At 53.6% G+C, this 16,788-nt stretch carries 16 protein-coding genes; 7 read left to right on the forward strand and 9 right to left on the reverse strand.

Annotated elements, in window-relative coordinates:
- The first annotated feature begins 59 nt into the window (after nt 1-59).
- The 4 genes from AB4Z33_RS02380 to AB4Z33_RS02395 all read left to right on the forward strand — a co-directional run bounded on the left by AB4Z33_RS02380 (nt 60) and on the right by AB4Z33_RS02395 (nt 3,707).
- Nucleotides 60-938 carry an alpha/beta fold hydrolase gene (locus tag AB4Z33_RS02380; RefSeq protein WP_442048352.1) on the forward strand — a complete coding sequence of 293 codons (879 nt, stop codon included), beginning with the start codon at nt 60-62 and terminating at the stop codon, nt 936-938.
- 120 nt (nt 939-1,058) lie between these two features.
- Nucleotides 1,059-1,736, forward strand: a complete 678-nt coding sequence (locus AB4Z33_RS02385) for a GntR family transcriptional regulator (protein WP_442048353.1) — start codon at nt 1,059-1,061, stop codon at nt 1,734-1,736.
- Between the two features lie 22 nt (nt 1,737-1,758).
- Nucleotides 1,759-2,841 carry a mannonate dehydratase gene (gene uxuA / locus AB4Z33_RS02390; RefSeq protein WP_442048354.1) on the forward strand — a complete coding sequence of 361 codons (1,083 nt, stop codon included), beginning with the start codon at nt 1,759-1,761 and terminating at the stop codon, nt 2,839-2,841.
- Nucleotides 2,841-3,707, forward strand: coding sequence for an SDR family oxidoreductase (locus AB4Z33_RS02395; protein ID WP_442048355.1), 867 nt, complete (start codon nt 2,841-2,843; stop codon nt 3,705-3,707). Before uxuA ends, AB4Z33_RS02395 begins: the two co-directional genes overlap by 1 nt.
- A gap of 77 nt (nt 3,708-3,784) precedes the next feature.
- Here the strand turns inward: AB4Z33_RS02395 and AB4Z33_RS02400 are convergent, their stop codons facing one another.
- On the reverse strand, nt 3,785-6,769 hold the full coding sequence (locus AB4Z33_RS02400) for a hypothetical protein (protein ID WP_442048356.1): 2,985 nt from the start codon (nt 6,767-6,769) through the stop codon (nt 3,785-3,787).
- 181 nt (nt 6,770-6,950) lie between these two features.
- Between AB4Z33_RS02400 and AB4Z33_RS02405 the strand changes: the two genes are divergently transcribed.
- A complete protein-coding gene (locus AB4Z33_RS02405; protein WP_442048357.1) occupies nt 6,951-7,076 on the forward strand; it encodes a DUF6254 family protein in 126 nt (41 codons plus the stop codon).
- 64 nt (nt 7,077-7,140) lie between these two features.
- Here the strand turns inward: AB4Z33_RS02405 and AB4Z33_RS02410 are convergent, their stop codons facing one another.
- Together AB4Z33_RS02410 and ssuE are read right to left on the reverse strand one after the other, a co-directional pair.
- Nucleotides 7,141-7,437 carry a 4a-hydroxytetrahydrobiopterin dehydratase gene (locus AB4Z33_RS02410; RefSeq protein ID WP_442048358.1) on the reverse strand — a complete coding sequence of 99 codons (297 nt, stop codon included), beginning with the start codon at nt 7,435-7,437 and terminating at the stop codon, nt 7,141-7,143.
- A 31-nt stretch (nt 7,438-7,468) separates the two neighbouring features.
- Nucleotides 7,469-8,032 carry an NADPH-dependent FMN reductase gene (gene ssuE / locus AB4Z33_RS02415; RefSeq protein ID WP_442048359.1) on the reverse strand — a complete coding sequence of 188 codons (564 nt, stop codon included), beginning with the start codon at nt 8,030-8,032 and terminating at the stop codon, nt 7,469-7,471.
- A 239-nt stretch (nt 8,033-8,271) separates the two neighbouring features.
- Between ssuE and AB4Z33_RS02420 the strand changes: the two genes are divergently transcribed.
- The gene (locus AB4Z33_RS02420) at nt 8,272-8,682 is read left to right on the forward strand and encodes a hypothetical protein (RefSeq protein WP_442048360.1); all 411 of its coding nucleotides are present in this window, start codon (nt 8,272-8,274) and stop codon (nt 8,680-8,682) included.
- A gap of 104 nt (nt 8,683-8,786) precedes the next feature.
- Here the strand turns inward: AB4Z33_RS02420 and AB4Z33_RS02425 are convergent, their stop codons facing one another.
- The 3 genes from AB4Z33_RS02425 to AB4Z33_RS02435 all read right to left on the reverse strand — a co-directional run bounded on the left by AB4Z33_RS02425 (nt 8,787) and on the right by AB4Z33_RS02435 (nt 11,035).
- A complete protein-coding gene (locus AB4Z33_RS02425) occupies nt 8,787-9,074 on the reverse strand; it encodes a HesB/YadR/YfhF family protein (RefSeq protein WP_442048361.1) in 288 nt (95 codons plus the stop codon).
- 280 nt (nt 9,075-9,354) lie between these two features.
- A complete protein-coding gene (locus AB4Z33_RS02430) occupies nt 9,355-10,257 on the reverse strand; it encodes a sugar phosphate isomerase/epimerase family protein (protein ID WP_442048362.1) in 903 nt (300 codons plus the stop codon).
- On the reverse strand, nt 10,226-11,035 hold the full coding sequence (locus tag AB4Z33_RS02435) for a phytanoyl-CoA dioxygenase family protein (RefSeq protein ID WP_442048363.1): 810 nt from the start codon (nt 11,033-11,035) through the stop codon (nt 10,226-10,228). Before AB4Z33_RS02435 ends, AB4Z33_RS02430 begins: the two co-directional genes overlap by 32 nt.
- A 176-nt stretch (nt 11,036-11,211) precedes the next feature.
- On the opposite strand from AB4Z33_RS02435, the gene AB4Z33_RS02440 reads away from it, so the two are divergent.
- On the forward strand, nt 11,212-12,015 hold the full coding sequence (locus AB4Z33_RS02440) for a helix-turn-helix domain-containing protein (protein WP_442048364.1): 804 nt from the start codon (nt 11,212-11,214) through the stop codon (nt 12,013-12,015).
- On the opposite strand, the gene AB4Z33_RS02445 is transcribed toward AB4Z33_RS02440, so the two are convergent.
- From AB4Z33_RS02445 to AB4Z33_RS02455, 3 genes are read right to left on the reverse strand one after another with little or no spacing between them, the layout of a single operon-like run.
- A complete protein-coding gene (locus AB4Z33_RS02445; protein ID WP_442048365.1) occupies nt 11,994-12,878 on the reverse strand; it encodes an ROK family protein in 885 nt (294 codons plus the stop codon). The genes AB4Z33_RS02440 and AB4Z33_RS02445 overlap by 22 nt on opposite strands.
- A gap of 43 nt (nt 12,879-12,921) precedes the next feature.
- Nucleotides 12,922-15,195: a GH32 C-terminal domain-containing protein gene (locus tag AB4Z33_RS02450; protein WP_442048366.1), complete on the reverse strand. Its 2,274-nt coding sequence runs from the start codon at nt 15,193-15,195 to the stop codon at nt 12,922-12,924.
- A gap of 16 nt (nt 15,196-15,211) precedes the next feature.
- Nucleotides 15,212-16,729 (reverse strand): glycoside hydrolase family 32 protein, encoded by a 1,518-nt coding sequence (locus AB4Z33_RS02455; protein WP_442048367.1) that lies wholly within the window; start codon nt 16,727-16,729, stop codon nt 15,212-15,214.
- Between the last annotated feature and the right edge of the window lie 59 nt (nt 16,730-16,788).

Genomic DNA, 16,788 nt, shown 5'->3' on the forward strand with positions numbered 1-16,788 from the left:
ATGCGTTTAAGAACAATCACGCAAGCGCTACTAATAAATGAAAAGGCTGGTGAGGATCGATGAGTAAACAACGTATTCACGTAAATGGCATCGATTTAGTCTATGAAGAGTGTGGAAGCGGCAACGCCATCGTCTTGCTTCACGGTTTCTGCGGCTCCTCCCGATATTGGCAAAAAATATGTCCCATGCTGGGCGACAACTATCGCGTCATTATGCCCCATCTGCGCGGGCATGGCGAATCCGACTCGCCGGAAGGCGTCTATTCAATGGAGGTAATGGCAGATGACATCGCTGCCCTGCTGGACGAGCTGGACATCGGACGTGTCGTAATGTTCGGACACTCGCTCGGCGGATATGTGACTGCCGCATTCGCGGAGAAGTATCCAGATCGATTGTCTGGATTCGGACTCATCCATTCAACCGCCCTTCCAGATTCAGCTTATACGAAGCAGAAACGGCTCAGCGATATGTCCGTCATTCGCGAACAAGGGCTTTCGGCCTTCATGAAGGAGCGCATCCCCGGGCTGTTCTCGAATGCGAAGCTTCGTTATATGGATGAAGAGATCGGGCAGCTCATCGAGGTCGGACTTCAGATGACGCCGCAGGGCGCGATTTCGGCTTTGGAGGGCATGCTTCAGCGTCCCGATCGAAGCGATGTCCTTACCGGGGCGAAGTTCCCCGTATTGATCGTCGCCGGAGGAGAAGATAACGTTATTCCACCCGAACGGTCTTTCTCCGTCACCTGCAACGGTGCGCCGCGCACGACGTATGCGTTTCCCCATATCCTGGAGACGACGTTCGAAGGCGCCGCCCATATGAGTCTCGTCGAGGTGTCCGACCAGCTCGCCCGGGTTATGGCTACCTACCTTCGCACCCTTGACGAAAGGGAGCGGACGAGAGACGACGGAAGCAGAGAAGCCGCGGCTGGAGAAGCTTAATCGGTGAGTCAGATAACCGGAGTCCCTTATGGKGCTCCGGTTTTGTGTTGAGCAAAAAGATATTCTCTTTTTATAACTTGTATGGTAGTATGGCAGTATTGAAACAAAGGAGGCGAGCGCATGAATTATACGATACGCACGCAGCCCGCTTCTACAAGAGATGCTGTCTATCTGAAGCTGCGGGAGCAGATTATGAAGCTGGAATTGCCGCCCGGAACGCCGCTGTCGGAGAATGAAACATCCACCTTGTTCCAGGTAAGCCGGACACCGGTTCGCGAGAGCTTCCTGCGGCTGGCGCAGGAGGGGCTTGTACAAGTATTGCCTCAGCGCGGCACATTCGTATCGCTCATCGATACGGAGCTCGTCGAGGAAGGCCGCTTTATGCGGGAGCAGCTCGAGCGTTCGGTCATACGGCTGGCATGCGACTATTTTCCAGAGGCGTCGCTCGCACAGCTTGAGCTGAACCTTCAGCAGCAGAAGGACTGCATGGCCAGGCAGCAGGACAAAGATATGTTCGAGCTTGACGAGGCGTTCCACCGCATTCTGTTCGAGGGCTGCCGCAAGAGCAACATTTGGGGTGTCGTCGGTCAGATGAATATTCACTTGAACCGAAGCCGTATGCTTCGGCTTGCGGACGACCATCACTGGGAGCATCTGTACGATCAGCATGAACGAATGGCCCAAGCGATCCGGGAGCATGATGCGGACAAGGCGGAGCAGCTCATGAAGGAGCACCTCAGCCTCAACATCACCGATCAGGCGCTGCTCAAGCAGAAGTACCCGAATTACTACAAATAACGATGACAGGAGAATGTCCACGATGAGAATGACGTTCAGATGGTTTGGCGAGAACAACGATACCGTCCCGCTGCGTTACGTAAGGCAAATTCCCGGCGTAGAAGGCATCGTCTGGTCGCTGCATGACGTACCGGCCGGCGATGAATGGCCGATGGAGAAAATTCTCGAAGTCAAACGTCAGGCTGAAGAAGCCGGTCTGCACATTGACGTTGTTGAAAGCGTTAACGTTCATGAGGATATTAAGCTTGGTTTGCCCTCCCGCGAGCTGTACATCGACAATTACAAGAAAACGATTGTGAAGCTTGGCCAAGTTGGCGTAAAAGTGATTTGCTACAACTTCATGCCGATCTTCGATTGGCTGCGCACCGACCTGCATAAGGATATGGCTGACGGTTCGACCGCGCTTTTCTACGAAAATGCCAAAATCGAAGGCGCAGATCCGTTCGAACTCGTCGAGCGAATCAATGCCAACTCGGCGTTGACGATGCCGGGCTGGGAACCGGAGCGGCTGCAGCATCTCTCGAAGCTGTTCGAGGCTTATCGTGGCGTTACAGAGGAGCATCTGTGGGAGAACCTGCGCTACTTCTTGAACGAAATCGTTCCCGTCGCCGAGGAGAACGGCATCCGAATGGCCATTCACCCGGACGATCCGCCGTGGCCAATCTTCGGCTTGCCGCGAATCATGACGACGCAAGACAACTTCCGCCGTTTCTTGAAGCTGCATGACAGCCCTTATAACGGCATTACGTTGTGCAGCGGCTCGCTAGGCGCCAATCCGAATAACGACATTATCGGGATGATTCGCGAGTTCGCGGACCGCATTCCGTTCGCTCATATCCGCAACGTCAAAGTATACGATAACGGGGACTTCATCGAGTCTTCCCACCGTTCGCAGGACGGCACGGTCGATATCGCAGGCGTCGTAGCCGCTTATCATGAGACTGGATTCACCGGCTATGCGCGACCTGACCACGGCCGCCATATATGGGACGAGCAATGCAGACCTGGTTACGGCCTCTATGACCGTGCGCTCGGCATTATGTACTTGTGGGGCGTATGGGATTCACTTGTGCGTGAGGCAGCGGTGAAAGGAGCGAATTCGTAATGGCAGAAAAACAATTGCAGTTGCCGAAGCATGAGTCTCTGAACGGCAAAGTAGCCGTCGTTACGGGCGGCGCGGGCGTTCTATGCCGGGTCATGGCAATCGAGCTTGCCCGTCAAGGCGCAAAGGTCGCTATTCTGAACCGTACCGCAGCCAAAGGCGAAGCGGTCGTCGAAGAAATTCGCGCCGCAGGAGGCACGGCGATTGCCGTCGCTTGCGACGTGACGAGCATCGAAAGCACGCAAGCTGCTGGCCGCAGCGTGCTCGAGCAGCTCGGACCTTGCGATATTCTCATTAATGGCGCAGGCGGCAATCATCCGAGCGCCAATACGACGCATGAGACGTTCAAGCCGGAGCATCTCGGCGCAGAAGGCGTTACGACAATGTTCAACCTGAGCGTCGAAGGCTTCCGCAGCGTCATGGACTTGAACTTCGTCGGAACGCTTATCCCGACGCAAGTGTTCGCGGAGCAGATGCTTGGCCGCTCCGGGGCAACCGTGATTAACATTTCGTCGATGGCCGCTCCGTCTCCAATGACGAAAGTGCCTGCATATGCCGCCGCCAAGGCTGCTATCAACAACTTTACGCAATGGCTTGCCGTTCATCTCGCTGAATCCGGCATACGCGTGAATGCGATCGCGCCAGGCTTCTTCCTTACGGAGCAGAACCGCAAGCTGCTCACGAATGAGGACGGATCGCTTACGGAGCGCTCGGGCAAGATCATCTCGCATACGCCGATGCGCCGCTTCGGCAAGCCGGAGGACTTGCTCGGCGTGCTGCTATGGCTCGCCGACGAGACGACGGCCGGCTTCGTGACCGGCACGACCATTCCGGTTGACGGCGGCTTCCTATCATACTCAGGCGTCTAACACAACACATACTGTCGCCTATAACTATAAGCCCCTTGCCTGCCATACTTGGCTGACAAGGGGTTTTGTTATTGTTGCTAGCGTCGTTGTTTTTTGTTGTTTTGTTCATGTGAGTTATATCCGGCCATGTAAGCGGCGTTTGCGTTTTGCGGATCGCGATCAAACTCTGCGGCAACGAGGCCCTCCGTATATTCTGAATAGCCGCTTGAATAAGATTTGGTTGCATGCTGTCTATCCATATCGCCTGCAGCGTCGTTCATGCCATCGTTATATTCGTCATACGCAGTCATATAAGACTCGTTCGCACTTTGCGAAGCGAGTCCGTTCTGCGCATCGGAATGGCCGTTCGTATATTCGTTATACCCTTCCAAATAGGCATGATGATTCATTTGCGCTACATTATCTGACTGGCAATCCGTCATGCCGTTAAAATATTCCCGATAGGCTGCCGTATAAGGAGCATCGTTTCGCTGCAGAGCTTGCCCGTTCTGCGCGTCGGCCAGGCCATTGCCGTATTCGGCATGGGCTTCCGCATAGGCGGCATACGCAAGCTGGGCCGCTTGTCCTTGCTCTGCGTGCTGCCAGCCCTGCTTATAGTCGTCATAACCGGCCATATAGGAAACATCCGCTTTCGCGGCCGGCTGGCTCTGTTTGGCGCTGTCCCATCCTCTGCCGTAATCGTCGTGAGCCCCCGCATAGGCGGCATGGCCGTTTTGCGCTGCCAAACCCTGGCGGGCGTCCGACAGGCCATCCGAATATTCATCCATCGCCAGACGATAGCCATCGTTCGTGCTCGCCGCCGCCTGACCGCTGCGAGCGTCCCCCCATCCGGAGCCGTACTCGTCGTAGCCTGCACGATATGCGGCAGCATCGTTCTGCGCAGCCTCTTCCTGCTGCGCGTCGGCCAAGCCGCTCTTATACTCGGCATAGGCAGCTTCGTAAGCCGCATCCGCGCTTTGCGCATCCTTCGACGCTTGGGCGTCCTTAAGCCCTGCGGCATACTCGTTATATGCAGCCGCATATGCGGCCTTGTCGCTAGTTGCCGACTTTCCTTGTTTGGCATCGGCCAAGCCAGCTTCGTAACCTTTATAAGCGTCGGTGTAGGCTATGTAATTCTGTGACGCAAGGGCCCCTGTACTCGCATCCGACAGACCAGCGCCGTAATCTTCAAACCCCGTCCGATAGGCGGTATCAGCTCTATCGAGGTCGGCCCCGCTTCCCGCACGGGCACTGCCCGCACCGTAGTCGCCGTAGGCTGACTCATAGCGTAAGTTTTTCTTCATGCTGCGTCTGCCCGCACGGGCATGCTCCAAGCCAAGCGTCTCGAATTCCTTATTCATTTCTTCAATTGCGTTTTCCACGCCTGGATAGTTTTCAATCATTTTCGCCAGAAGCAGCTGCTCCTTGCATTTATAGGCGACATCAGCCAAAAACGCTTTCTCGTCATCCGAAAGCGAGTTGTACGTATCCACCACCGCGGTCATTTCGTCCAGAGAATCGGCAATTTTATCTTTATGCTTGGACAATTGATTAATGATCTGGTTCCACTTTCCGACATTGGAGAACTTGTCGATTTGCAGCTGCTCGATTTCCGAGCTCCTTCCTGCCGTTTCCATCGTAATAGCCTGCAGAACGAACTTGACGTTCTGCGGGCTCGTGCTCTTGAAGAACTTGTCGAACTCCGTGGCGATCAACGTTAGGATTGTATCGGATTTGAGCTTATCCTCGACCTCGCTGTAAAACTCCATAATGCCGTCGGCCACTTCTTCCGCAACCGGGTCGAAATCTTTTTCGCCCTTGTTTTTCGTGACGGACAGCTCGACCCATTTTTTAGTGACGAATGCATGATGGCTCTTGTCGGCCGCGTCGCCTGTCTTCGCCGTCGTCTCGGCTTGCGCGTCCTGCCCGTTATCCTTACCGTGCTCCGACTTAATTATCGTATTTACGTAATGACCCGTATTCGCTCTGCCTCCATTGACGGAGAGAACGTACGCTTCGCAGTGCAAGTCCCCGTCGACGTAATTTGTGCTGTCGTCGGTTAACGTCTTGTCCAAGCTTTTGCGAATATTTTTGACTTCGACGTGGTAATACACGAAATAGCCCAATTTGTTGACCCAGTCCTTCACTTTGCTTTCGACGTGCATCTCATGGTCTTTGTTGGCCCTTTCCGTAATCGGGAACAGGTTCTGCGCAAGACCAGGCCCGCCTAGACTGTCGTTGAGCAGATGGCCTCTGATATAACGGTTCTCAAGGCCCGGATGATTGGCGCGATTGGTCGGCAAATGCTTCATGAGCCCCCGTTGCTCCGTCGGGCCAAAGCCTTGCGGATGGTTCGGGCCCAGCTGGCTTGCCGTCATCTCCACCCCCCACTTATCTCCAGTCGGACTCGTTCCGGTCTTGAACTTCACGTCCTGCTTATCGGACATGCCGTGGTTCGCGCCCTTGTTCAACGTGTACTCGTTCCCGTTCACTAGGAAACATGCGGCCTTCGGGTTGATTTCCAGCGTCACTCTGGCTTCCGGCGATCCCACATCCTCAAAGCCGATCCGCTTCAATCCGAATCGCAGCGTCATACGGGGAAAATAGCTCTCAAGCTCGGAAAGATCGTCGTTTTCCCGTACAATTTTGTCCATTGTCTCTTTGGCCAGCGTTACGTCCCGCAGCTTCTCCTCATAGGTCCTCTCCTCCTGTGGAGGAGCCATTGCCAAAATACTTTCTACACCCATGCTCCCGACCGCTTCTGGCGTCAGTTGAACGCTCTCATCGACAGACTGTTCCTCTACTAATTCTTCTTCTTCGGTAACGGGAGAATTACGCGCCTCCGAACGGACGATATTCCGGTTCGCCGCAGGAGAATGCGCCTTTCGCGCACCGAACATGGCGATCACGGCCTGATTTCCGATCGTCCGCTGCAGCTCCAGTATGCGATCGGCCGACAGACCGCCTACTTCCTCAGATCCCCTCTCCTCCTCCTGCCGCTCGCCATCCCGAACGTTCCGTGGAACGGACTTTGGAGTGGGCTTGACCGCCTTATTCCCTTCAACCTGATTCCATCCAGACATGTAGTTTCTACTCCTTATACTCTCGATTATCGGCAATAGTCCGTTTGATGCCTTTTAGATTACATTATGGCATAAATCTCCAATAAGCGGCAGCACCCCATGTATTCGCTTAGGATCGCCGAAGGTCATAAATCATTGGCTTCTTTGGCAAACTAGTTGCTGGAAAGGAGGATGCCCGAATATGACATCGTCGAAAAATCGCCGCGAGAACGCTTGGAATCAGCGCAAGCATACGCAGCAGCCGCATGGCAAAGTGAAATCGCTCGAGGAGCTTAGCAAGGAAACCGAAAACAAGGACAAAGAGTAACATCCAAACATGTCAAAAAGAGCCAATCAAACGGCCCCTATGGCGTTTGATTGGCTCTTTTCCGTTAAATTTCCTCGAACAGGGTATCGAATTCGGCGGCCGTCTCGAAGTCAAGCTCGGTTAGACCGCCCGCATGCCATGAGGTTAACTTTAAAGTAATAAGCTTGTATTCAATAACGATGAATGGATGATGATTCAGCCTCTCCGACGCTTCGGCTACTCGATTGACGAACGAAATGCCTTCCATATACGTCTGAAATCGATACTTGCGAATGATCCACTTCCCATCAGTGAGCTTCCAAGCCGGTCTCACCTCAAGCAACTGTGCAACTCGCTCTTCCGATAATTTCGCAGCAGCCATATTCAGCTCCTCCCATCGCCATGCCCTTTATTTATTGATTCGCRAGGCTCTCCGAACGGACAGTCTGCCAATGCAATTCCTCAATGAATTCGCCTGTCGAACGATCCAAGCGTTCGATCAGCTCTTCGGACAAGCCGTAGCCGCCGCCTTCCAGACGCTCGATCCATGGATCGATCGCGTAGACGCCGCCTAATACAACACGGCCGCCTAATGCTGCAATAACCGGCTTGAGCGCAAAGTCGATGCTAAGCAGATGAGCGATTGTTCCGCCAATGAACAGCGGATAAGTAATTTTTCCCTTCAAGCCAGTCTGAGGCAGCAAATCAAGGAACGTCTTCAGCAGACCTGTGTACGAAGCCTTGTAGACGGGACTTGCAATCACAACACCGTCTGCATCGTTAACTAAGGCTGTAGCCCGCTGCAGCTCCTCATTGCCGAATTGCGCTTTCACCAGCGCCTCAGCAGGCAAGTCGGCTACGTTGATGCGAATAACTTCATGACCTTCCGCAGTTAGCTTTGCTTCTACGTATTCAACGAGCCCATACAGACGCGAGTTTGACGTTGGGCTACCGGATATGACAGCTATTTTACTCATGAATAATTCCTCCGCTTGGTTCGTATTTTCATTCATTTTAACATATTTCATTATGAAGTAAATGCATTTGGCACAAAAAAAACATACTAAATAGGTATGAATTATAAGGATTATATAAAATGGATGCCCAAACTGCCGAACAGACGATGAATTGTCTCTTTTAACGCAACTAAACCTACTCACTTGCGTCTTCATTATCGGCAGATGTTGGTAAGCATGCAAGGAAAGGGCGGAACAAGGTGACACGGCAAAGTAAAAGGATCATATTACTTGGTTCGATATTCGTGCTTGGATTCATTATTTTCTCGGCCTACTCCCTATTGAAGAGCAATATGGATTTGATCAGGCAATTCCAGCGCTTCTCAGTAACGGTAAGCAATCAGACAGATAGTGATATTATCGCCTTAGAAGCAGGCATCGTGAATGGCGACTCCAAGCAGCAATTCGAGCAAACGATTCGAAGCGGGGAGGAAATTAAGATTAAGCCGAAGCTCAGCTTAGCTGGGGAGGGCGGTGTCTATATCAAATACAAGGATGCCAGCGGCGAAACGAAGCAACAGGCCGTCTGCTCGTATACCGAATCGCTGTCAGGTTATTCAATCGTTACGATTGAGCCGGAAAAAGTGATCGTAAAAGAAAAATGTATGTAGGTTAAGACATGAAAAAACCTCCGCGTCAGGTCGCCTAATCGGCTGCCTGGTTCGGAGGCTTGTTTATGTTTAACGGCTTTAGTGGCAGAATCATCAAGCTTAGCTTACTGCACTTTCATCATAATTTCTTCGAACTTCTCGTTGAACGAGATTCGGAGCTCTTTGTTATCCAAGTACCATAGGTTGTCTTCTTCCATATAGAAGGTTACGCCGTCCACCGTATGCGACAGTCCAACCTTTCTCGGAGTCTCCTTCGTAATCCCAAGCGACAGTCCCGGATGCACGCTGCCGCAGCCGCCCAGCCGCACGAAAATACGTACGTGATCGCCCTCCGATAAACCCATCTCGCTCTTATACCAGCTAGCCGCCGGCTGCTCCACTACAATATTCATTGTTGTCAGCTCCTTATTGTAATCATTCCTAATTGTATGGATAGTTTGTTCTATTCTTTTAGATGGATAAAGTTATCGAACTATTATCATCCATCATTGCGAATTAACGTCTTTCTGTCAATCCTTCGCTTGAGCGAGATTGGACAAAAACGCTTATATACTATTAAACGCAGGTGAAGCCGATTTGGCTTCAAGCTTGCCATTATTTTTTTACAATAAATTAAAAATAAACAAAAACAGGACCATCTCGCAGTTTGGATGCTGCGGGACAGTCCTGCTTCTATTCGCTTAAAGCCTCCGACCATGCTCGGCGCAATATATCCTTCAATAGCAGAGATTGCTGCCAACGGTCGCTTATTTCCTTCGTACGCCCCGCATACTCGTCAATCGTTATCGCATATCCGGGTGGACCTAGCTCGCACACGGCTGTCAGCGTAAGTTCCTGTTTATCCCGGGATCGCAGCCATTGCTTCATGCCTTCCTTCCACCACCGCTTGAAATGCGGAACCATCGGATGCTCGCCATTGTCGCCAATGCTGACCTGCACCTGCTCGCCGTTCGAGACGCGCGCATGTATGCTCGCCGTATGGACGAGCAACTCACCGAGCAGCGCCTCTGCTTCATTAGAGATCGTATGAAGCTCGCCAGCGACAACGTAATGGGAGAAATCGATCGTCAGCGGCAGACCGCTTAATTGATGGACATAATCTGCAGTGCGGATCAGATCCTGCGTAATCGTACCGCGATGCGTTTCAATATGGACGGGGAGCTCATACGCTTCTCCAAGTCGCTTCAGCTCGCCGAGCAACGATATTGCTGGTTCGTCAATCAGGAACGGAGTCATCACCTGGGCATTGATGAATGATATATCGCCATCATAAGCGTGCACCTTTTGCAGAAACTGTTCTAGATCTGCAGCTGTCCTTGGATACGTGTTGACGCTTAGCGCCAGCTCGTACTTGGCAAGCAGCCTGCGCCACTCCGCTGCTTCTTCAGGCGCCGGGATGAAGCCGTCAATGCCGTCGAAGCCTGCCTCCGCAATCTGAGCAAATCTCTCCTCAAGCGACCATTCGCGATTACGTTCGCCCAGGCCGCTCATTCCCCACCATGACATATGAACTGCGAGCGTAGGCTTCTCCCAATGTATGTGATCAGTGTGGATAGACGTTCTCGAATTCGACACCGCAAGGTCCTCCGTCCGGATTGTCTTCCAAAATAACCTCCGAGCCGTCGGCACGGAACAGTGGTTTGTAGTAATGTGAAATCTTCGTAGCCGACTGGTTCGCATAGTGACAAATAAAGGCGCGGCGGAAACGATCCTTCGTTTTGTTACGGTAAGAGCCGTGTATCAGATTGCCATTGAAGAACAGCACGTCGCCTTTATCCATAATGGCGGGGATTGCTTTCTCGTCCTTCGGCGGCTTCACGTAATGCGTCGTGAATGACTCTTTGGAATCGGCGATGTCAGGGCAGACGATCTCGTAATCATTCGTCTTCGGCACGATAAGCAAGCCTCCGTTCTCCTCATCCGCAGCATCGACCGCCGTCCATGCGGCAATGCAGTTGCCCGGTTCTACCTGGAGGTAGAAATTGTCTTGATGGAGCGCCTGACCGCGCGAGCCTGGCGGCTTATAATAGAACATGCTTTGGGCAGCGTATGCTTCCTCGCCGTACAAATCCGCCAATATGTCAAGCACCGGCTCGTGAAGCATGTAACGCTTCGCCGCTTCATTGAATCGATGCGGATGCATGACTCGCGGATAGCGGGTAAGCGGATCTGTCACCTCTGAATCAAGCTTAGGCTCGAAATACCCTGGAATCGTCTTCTGGCTGATATCCTCGAAGGTTGTCTCGATCTCCGCGAGTTCCTCTGGCTTGAACAAACCTTTCACAATCAGATAACCCTGCTCCTCGAAAAACTGTTTCTGCTCCTGCGTCAACGCTCGTAAAGCTGTACTCATTGCGTATCCCTCCATCGTTTTGCTGGTATGCTCTCAGTATAGGAAATTGAAGCATATCGATGAAGTAACAATGATGCTCTCTTATCACACAATTCTGCTATCACACTAGTTTTTAAGAACAAACAGCGTTATGCTTTGAATATAAATTCTGTTGTGAGAGGAGAGGAATTGAGGGCATGCTTAAATTGAACGTTCCAACGGAATACAACGGCTCTGCGGCAGGAATTGTGTTGTCCGGTCACTTCGATGAGCCGGATACTTATGCAGCCTCCCGGCCGGCAGGCATGGGCGATTGGCTGATTACGTATACGATCGCGGGCGAGGGGTACTTCCATATTCCCGGTGAGGAGCTCAAATGCAAGCCCGKCGATGTCACTTTGATGAGACCGGATACGCCTCATCAATACGGAACGGCAAAAGGGATGCGCTGGCACTTTATCTGGGCGCATTTTCCCGATCATGCCATACAGGCCAATCTGCTGCCGGAAGCGAAGCTGTTTAATGAAACGGTTGCGGGGGATTCGGCTCGCAAGCGAATATATAGGGCGTTCTCCCGAATACTATCGGACTCCAGGGAACGCAGCAGCTATTGGAACGAGCTTTGCCTCGCCTCGCTTAGCGAAGTGCTTATTCTGCTCGCACGCAGACGGAAGCAGCATTTCGACAGCCGTGTCGAGGAAACCTTGAATCGCATCTCGCAAGGGATGCGCGAGCCGCTCAAGATCGAAGAGCTGGCTTCAGCCGTCCAGCTCTCGTCATCGCGCTTGTCGCATCTGTTCAAGGAGAGTACCGGACTATCGATCATTGATACGCTGAATCAAATGCGCATTCGCCAAGCTGCGCTGCTCCTGGAGCATACGGATAGAGGCTTAGCCGACATCGCGTACGACGTCGGCTATCAGAATTACAATCATTTTATTAACCAGTTCCATAAGTGGCAGGCAGTTAGCCCCAGCAGTTATCGCAAGGAAAGGCGATGAGCCTCTAACCCGAGTGCGAGCGAGCCGCATAATCCGGCATTGTCGCCAAGACCGGGAGGTACGATATAGCTCTCGATACCGCTAAGCAGCGGCTCCGCGCTCACATACCCGTTCAGATTACGCTGCACCTCGGCGCGAATTAGCGGGAATAGCTGCTCCTGATGCATGACGCCGCCTCCGAGTATAATCTTCTCGGGAGACAGCAAGAGGATCGTAGACGTCAACGATTGGCCGATATAATAGGCTTCCATCGCCCATGCCTCATGATCAGCGCCCAGCTCGCTGCCCTTCACGCCCCAACGCTTCTCGATGGCTGGTCCGGCTGCCATTCCTTCCAGGCAGTCTCCGTGATACGGACAGCAGCCCTCGAAGCGATCATGACCATGTCGGCGCGTCAGTATATGGCCGCCCTCCGGATGAACAAGGCCGTGAATGGGCTTGCCCTCGGCATAGACGCCGACACCGATCCCTGTCCCTATTGTGTAATAGACGCAGCTGTCCAGCCCTTTCGCTGCACCCCACTTGGCCTCGCCGTAGGCTGCGGCATTCACGTCGGTATCCCAGCCTAGCGGTACGTCGAACTCCGCTCGCAACGCTCCCAGAAAGTCGAAGCCTGACCAACCTGGCTTTGGTGTCGTCGTTACGTATCCATACTGCCCGCTGTGCGGATCAAGGTTGATCGGACCAAAGCTGCCGATACCGATCGCCTCTACGCCTTTGCCGCTAAAGTAAGCGATCGCCTGGGCGAGCGTCTCCTCCGGCTGCCCGGTCGGGAAGCTGATTCGATCCGAGATGACGCCGTTCTCGTCGCCTATTCCGCAGACGAACTTCGTCCCGCCCGCTTCTATCGCACCTATTCGCATTGCCTTATCTCTCCTTCATTTCATGACAACGTCGCTGCGATTACTATGATTCGTACGCGGACGCCATCCTCCAAATATCAATCGACTTTATCATTATGGAAGGTTCGCCCGAAAGCTGCAAGCCAAGCGCGTCTTCACGGCTCGGATACGCTCTCGTCGTCACGCTCTTCAACCCGTTCGCGTACGCTTCGATCATCGAGCGGTCCAAGTAAACCCGCAGCCGCAGCGCTTCGCCGGCCAGTTCCAGCTTCCCGCTTTGGACGCCTCTCGAACGCGCCTCGGGATCTAGCGTCGACTTCGTGCGATCCACGCCGAGCTCGGACTGATTCCTATCATAATAAATCACCGTCTCTTCTTCTCCGTCCGGTGATCTCCTTACGCCAATCCCGATATCGTTTTCTTCCGCCTCGGCAAGCTCGAACACAACTTCAAGCATATCGCCCTTCACATTCGCAAGCCGCTCGTTGACCTCGGTAAGCGATACGTTCGCTAACGATACCAGATGCTCGCCGCGCAGCGACTGCAGCTCCTCTATAGGCTCAACGCCAAGCTGTCCATCCTCCCGAAGAAACAGGCAGAGCGGCAAACCCGCATTATGCGCCCAGCCCGAATCATAGTCTACCTGCGGCGTCCGTTCGCCCTGCGCGATCGTAAACACGATATTGCGCCCCGTCCTCGGATCTACCATGCCGCTTGGCCCGGTAAAATGGAAGTCACCGACATCGATAAGCTGCGGCTCTTCGCGATCGGGCTTGAACCGAAATGCTTCAGTATCGAATGTCCCGATCCAATAGAACACCTCTACGTCCGCCCCCGGTCCTAGCGGGCTGATAAGAAATACATGCTTCTCCTTGCCCCCGCCATCCTTGCCAAGCGGCAGCAGCACAGGCAGCTCCCACATATTGCCGAGATACGGATAGACGGCCGGATCAACCGTGAAGAACTCACCCTTATAAGACCAGTCCGTCATGTTCCGAGACGTGTAGGCCAGCGCCGTTCCTCCGCGCCCGTCGTCCGTTCCCGTACCGATAAGCAAATACCACAACTCGCCTTCCTTCCATACGAACGGATCACGGAAGTCTCCGAACATGCCCTGGCCCTTCTCCTGCACGATTAAAGGCGCCGGATGCTTTACCCACTTCGCAAGATCGGAATCGCCGTCCTGCAAGAACGTACTGCGAGCTAGACCGACACGCTGATTAGGCGACGCGCTATCGTCCCCCGCCGTGAAGAAAAGCGCGGGCACGCCGTTCTCGTCATATGCGGCGCTGCCCGACCAAACGCCATCGGGATCGACTTGCCCCTTCTCGGGCGTAAGCGCAACCGGCAAGTCCCGCCAACGCACCAAATCGTCGCTCACCCAGTGACCCCAATGAATTTGCGACCAATAAGGCCCTTGGGGATTGTGCTGATAAAAAAGATGATATTTCCCTTCAAAATAGATCGGAGCATGCGGCTCGTTCATCCAATGCGCCGGCGGACTCGCATGATACTGCGGCCGGTGCCGGTCCTTCAGCAGCGGCGTGCGGTCGAGCCGAATATCCGCTTCCGCGATCGCAGGCACGACTCCGCCGTAAGGCGCAAGATCCATCTCAACGGAATACGCGATCTCCTCTGCCGTCAGAGCTCGTCGGTATATCTTCACCTCGTCCATCAGACCGCCGAATAGATGATGCCGGAACGCTTCCGCCAGCACTTTAGCCTGATTATTCCGGCCGATGAGCAGATCAGTACCGCACGAAGTAATCGGCGCATGTGCCAGTGTAGGATGTGCGGCAACCTGAACGCCGTTCAGGTAAAGCCTCATCATCGATTGATTACTATCGAAGGTTGCCGCCACATGCGACCACTTGTCCTTCTCAAGCGGCTCATCTTCGCACCAAAGCTCGATCCATCGGCCTTCAATGCCGACCTGAAGCGACCATGAGCCATGCCGATACATGCCGAGTATAAAACCTTCTCTCGCTTCCCTGTCATGCCGGTTCACGATCGCCGAAAGCCGCTGATCCTCCCCCCACTCGTAAGAACGGGGAGCTACCCATGCCGTAATGGTCAGCGCTTCAAGCGGCTGCTCTACGGCATCCGCCGTACGGCTAATCCAGGTTGAATAGCCGTCGAACAGCAGCGCGTTTCCCGAAATGCCTACGACGCGCTTCGGATCGGCAGATTCCGTAAATCTCGCATCCAGCAGAGCATATGAAATCTCGTCTTGCCTTCCGCTGACGACATCCAGGACGGTTCTGCCATCCGTCTCATCTAAGGGCCAATAACCGATTAGATCGCCATCCAGCGTCGCCTTGTCTCCTTTTTGAACCATAAATGCTCCCCCTTGCTTATTTTTGTACCGTTTCCTTTGTCGTTGACGAGGCATACACGGACTGCAGCGGATAGTACTGCAGAGAAACAACGCGTACACTTCCCCCTGTCGCATACAGCTCGATAGAGTCATTCCCGGCATGAGGGAACAGCTGGTCCGTCATGACCAATCCGCCTTCGTCCGCGAATAGCTCGACCGACGACCGGTCTACCCATAAGCGAAGCTTGACTCGCCCGTTCGGAGCCGCAAGGGAGGCGCCATGCTTGCAAGCGAACTGGGGATGAAACGCCGAGTCGCCCGCCTTCGTTCTATCGATAAACAGTTCACCGGCTGCAGCATCGTAGCCGACGATCGTTTCATATTCTACGTCGCCGCGAGTACCGGACTTAAGCTTAATGCCGAATTCGGCTGCTGTTCCGAGCTCGAACTCCACTGCCATCTCTAGCAGTTCGCCTTGCTCTGCAAGCAGTTGATTATGACCCGACTCTATCGTCAGATCGCTCCATTCGGTTCCCCCTAGACGAAGTCCGTCAAGAGCATCAAGCGTGTGCTGGATCAGGCGAATGCCTCCAGCCCGTTGCTCCAGCGACAGCTTGCGGGGAAGCGTCATCGCGCCGCGCCATTCGCCCGTCGGAATAAGGTTCGCGTATTTCCAATTGTTCATCCAGCCGATAAGAAGCCGATCTTCGCCATTGCCTGGCGCATCCGACCACGTCACGCCCGCATAGTTGTCGCGGCCGTGATCCATCCATAGAATCGTCTCCGGCGAATTGTCGTTCACGAAAGTTCGACCGTCGAACTCTCCGACGAAATATTGCGTACGGGAGCCTTCCGGCATCTGCTCGTTGTCGCCGATGCTTACAATCATAACCCACTTCTCATTGCCCTTCCGACCATCGACGGGCAGAGCGAACAGATCGGGGCACTCCCAGACGCCGTCATGCGATCCATCGGCAGCACCGAATTCGCTTGCGAATGTCCAGTCCTGCAAATTGTTTGACGTATAAAGAAATAAACGATCGCCGGCCGCAAGTACCATGACCCAATGCTTCGAAGCTTCATGCCAGAATACTTTCGGATCGCGGAAGTCGGGGCATCTCTCGTCCGCCAGCACCGGATTACCCGCAAATGCTATCCAAGTACGACCGTTATCTCTGCTGTACGCGATGCTTTGTCGCTGCTTGGATTGGTCCGAGCCTTCAATCATCTCGGTCTGCGTATAAATCGCAACGAGCCCTGCGCCGCCATCAAAAAATCCGCTCGTATCGTGCCAATCGACTACTGCGCTGCCGGAGAAAATCGTACCGTTGCGATCGGGGTAAAGCGCGATTGGCTGGTGCTCCCATCGGACAAGATCGCGGCTTATCGCATGACCCCAGTGCATCGGTCCCCACACCGTGCTCTCCGGATGATGCTGGTAGAACAAATGGTACTCGCCATCGAAGTACACCATGCCGTTCGGATCGTTCAGCCAATGGGCTTCGGACGTAAAATGAAATTGAGGTCTTAGCGGGTGGTTATACGTATGCTTCATTCGGTTCTCTCTCCTTAATGACGTCGACGGAACATTCGGATGGAATGCTCCGTCGACGC

The organism is Paenibacillus sp. 2TAB19 (genome assembly GCF_052115185.1).
Taxonomy (GTDB): domain Bacteria; phylum Bacillota; class Bacilli; order Paenibacillales; family Paenibacillaceae; genus Pristimantibacillus.

Excerpts from the sequence above, each read along its gene's own strand:
- AB4Z33_RS02380 (WP_442048352.1), top strand. The coding sequence starts at position 60 with ATGAGTAAACAACGTATTCACGTAAATGGCATCGATTTAGTCTATGAA.
- AB4Z33_RS02385 (WP_442048353.1), top strand. The coding sequence starts at position 1,059 with ATGAATTATACGATACGCACGCAGCCCGCTTCTACAAGAGATGCTGTC.
- uxuA (WP_442048354.1), top strand. The coding sequence starts at position 1,759 with ATGAGAATGACGTTCAGATGGTTTGGCGAGAACAACGATACCGTCCCG.
- AB4Z33_RS02395 (WP_442048355.1), top strand. The coding sequence starts at position 2,841 with ATGGCAGAAAAACAATTGCAGTTGCCGAAGCATGAGTCTCTGAACGGC.
- AB4Z33_RS02400 (WP_442048356.1), bottom strand. The coding sequence starts at position 6,769 with ATGTCTGGATGGAATCAGGTTGAAGGGAATAAGGCGGTCAAGCCCACT.
- AB4Z33_RS02405 (WP_442048357.1), top strand. The coding sequence starts at position 6,951 with ATGACATCGTCGAAAAATCGCCGCGAGAACGCTTGGAATCAGCGCAAG.
- AB4Z33_RS02410 (WP_442048358.1), bottom strand. The coding sequence starts at position 7,437 with ATGGCTGCTGCGAAATTATCGGAAGAGCGAGTTGCACAGTTGCTTGAG.
- AB4Z33_RS02425 (WP_442048361.1), bottom strand. The coding sequence starts at position 9,074 with ATGAATATTGTAGTGGAGCAGCCGGCGGCTAGCTGGTATAAGAGCGAG.
- AB4Z33_RS02435 (WP_442048363.1), bottom strand. The coding sequence starts at position 11,035 with ATGAGTACAGCTTTACGAGCGTTGACGCAGGAGCAGAAACAGTTTTTC.
- AB4Z33_RS02445 (WP_442048365.1), bottom strand. The coding sequence starts at position 12,878 with ATGCGAATAGGTGCGATAGAAGCGGGCGGGACGAAGTTCGTCTGCGGA.
- AB4Z33_RS02450 (WP_442048366.1), bottom strand. The coding sequence starts at position 15,195 with ATGGTTCAAAAAGGAGACAAGGCGACGCTGGATGGCGATCTAATCGGT.
- AB4Z33_RS02455 (WP_442048367.1), bottom strand. The coding sequence starts at position 16,729 with ATGAAGCATACGTATAACCACCCGCTAAGACCTCAATTTCATTTTACG.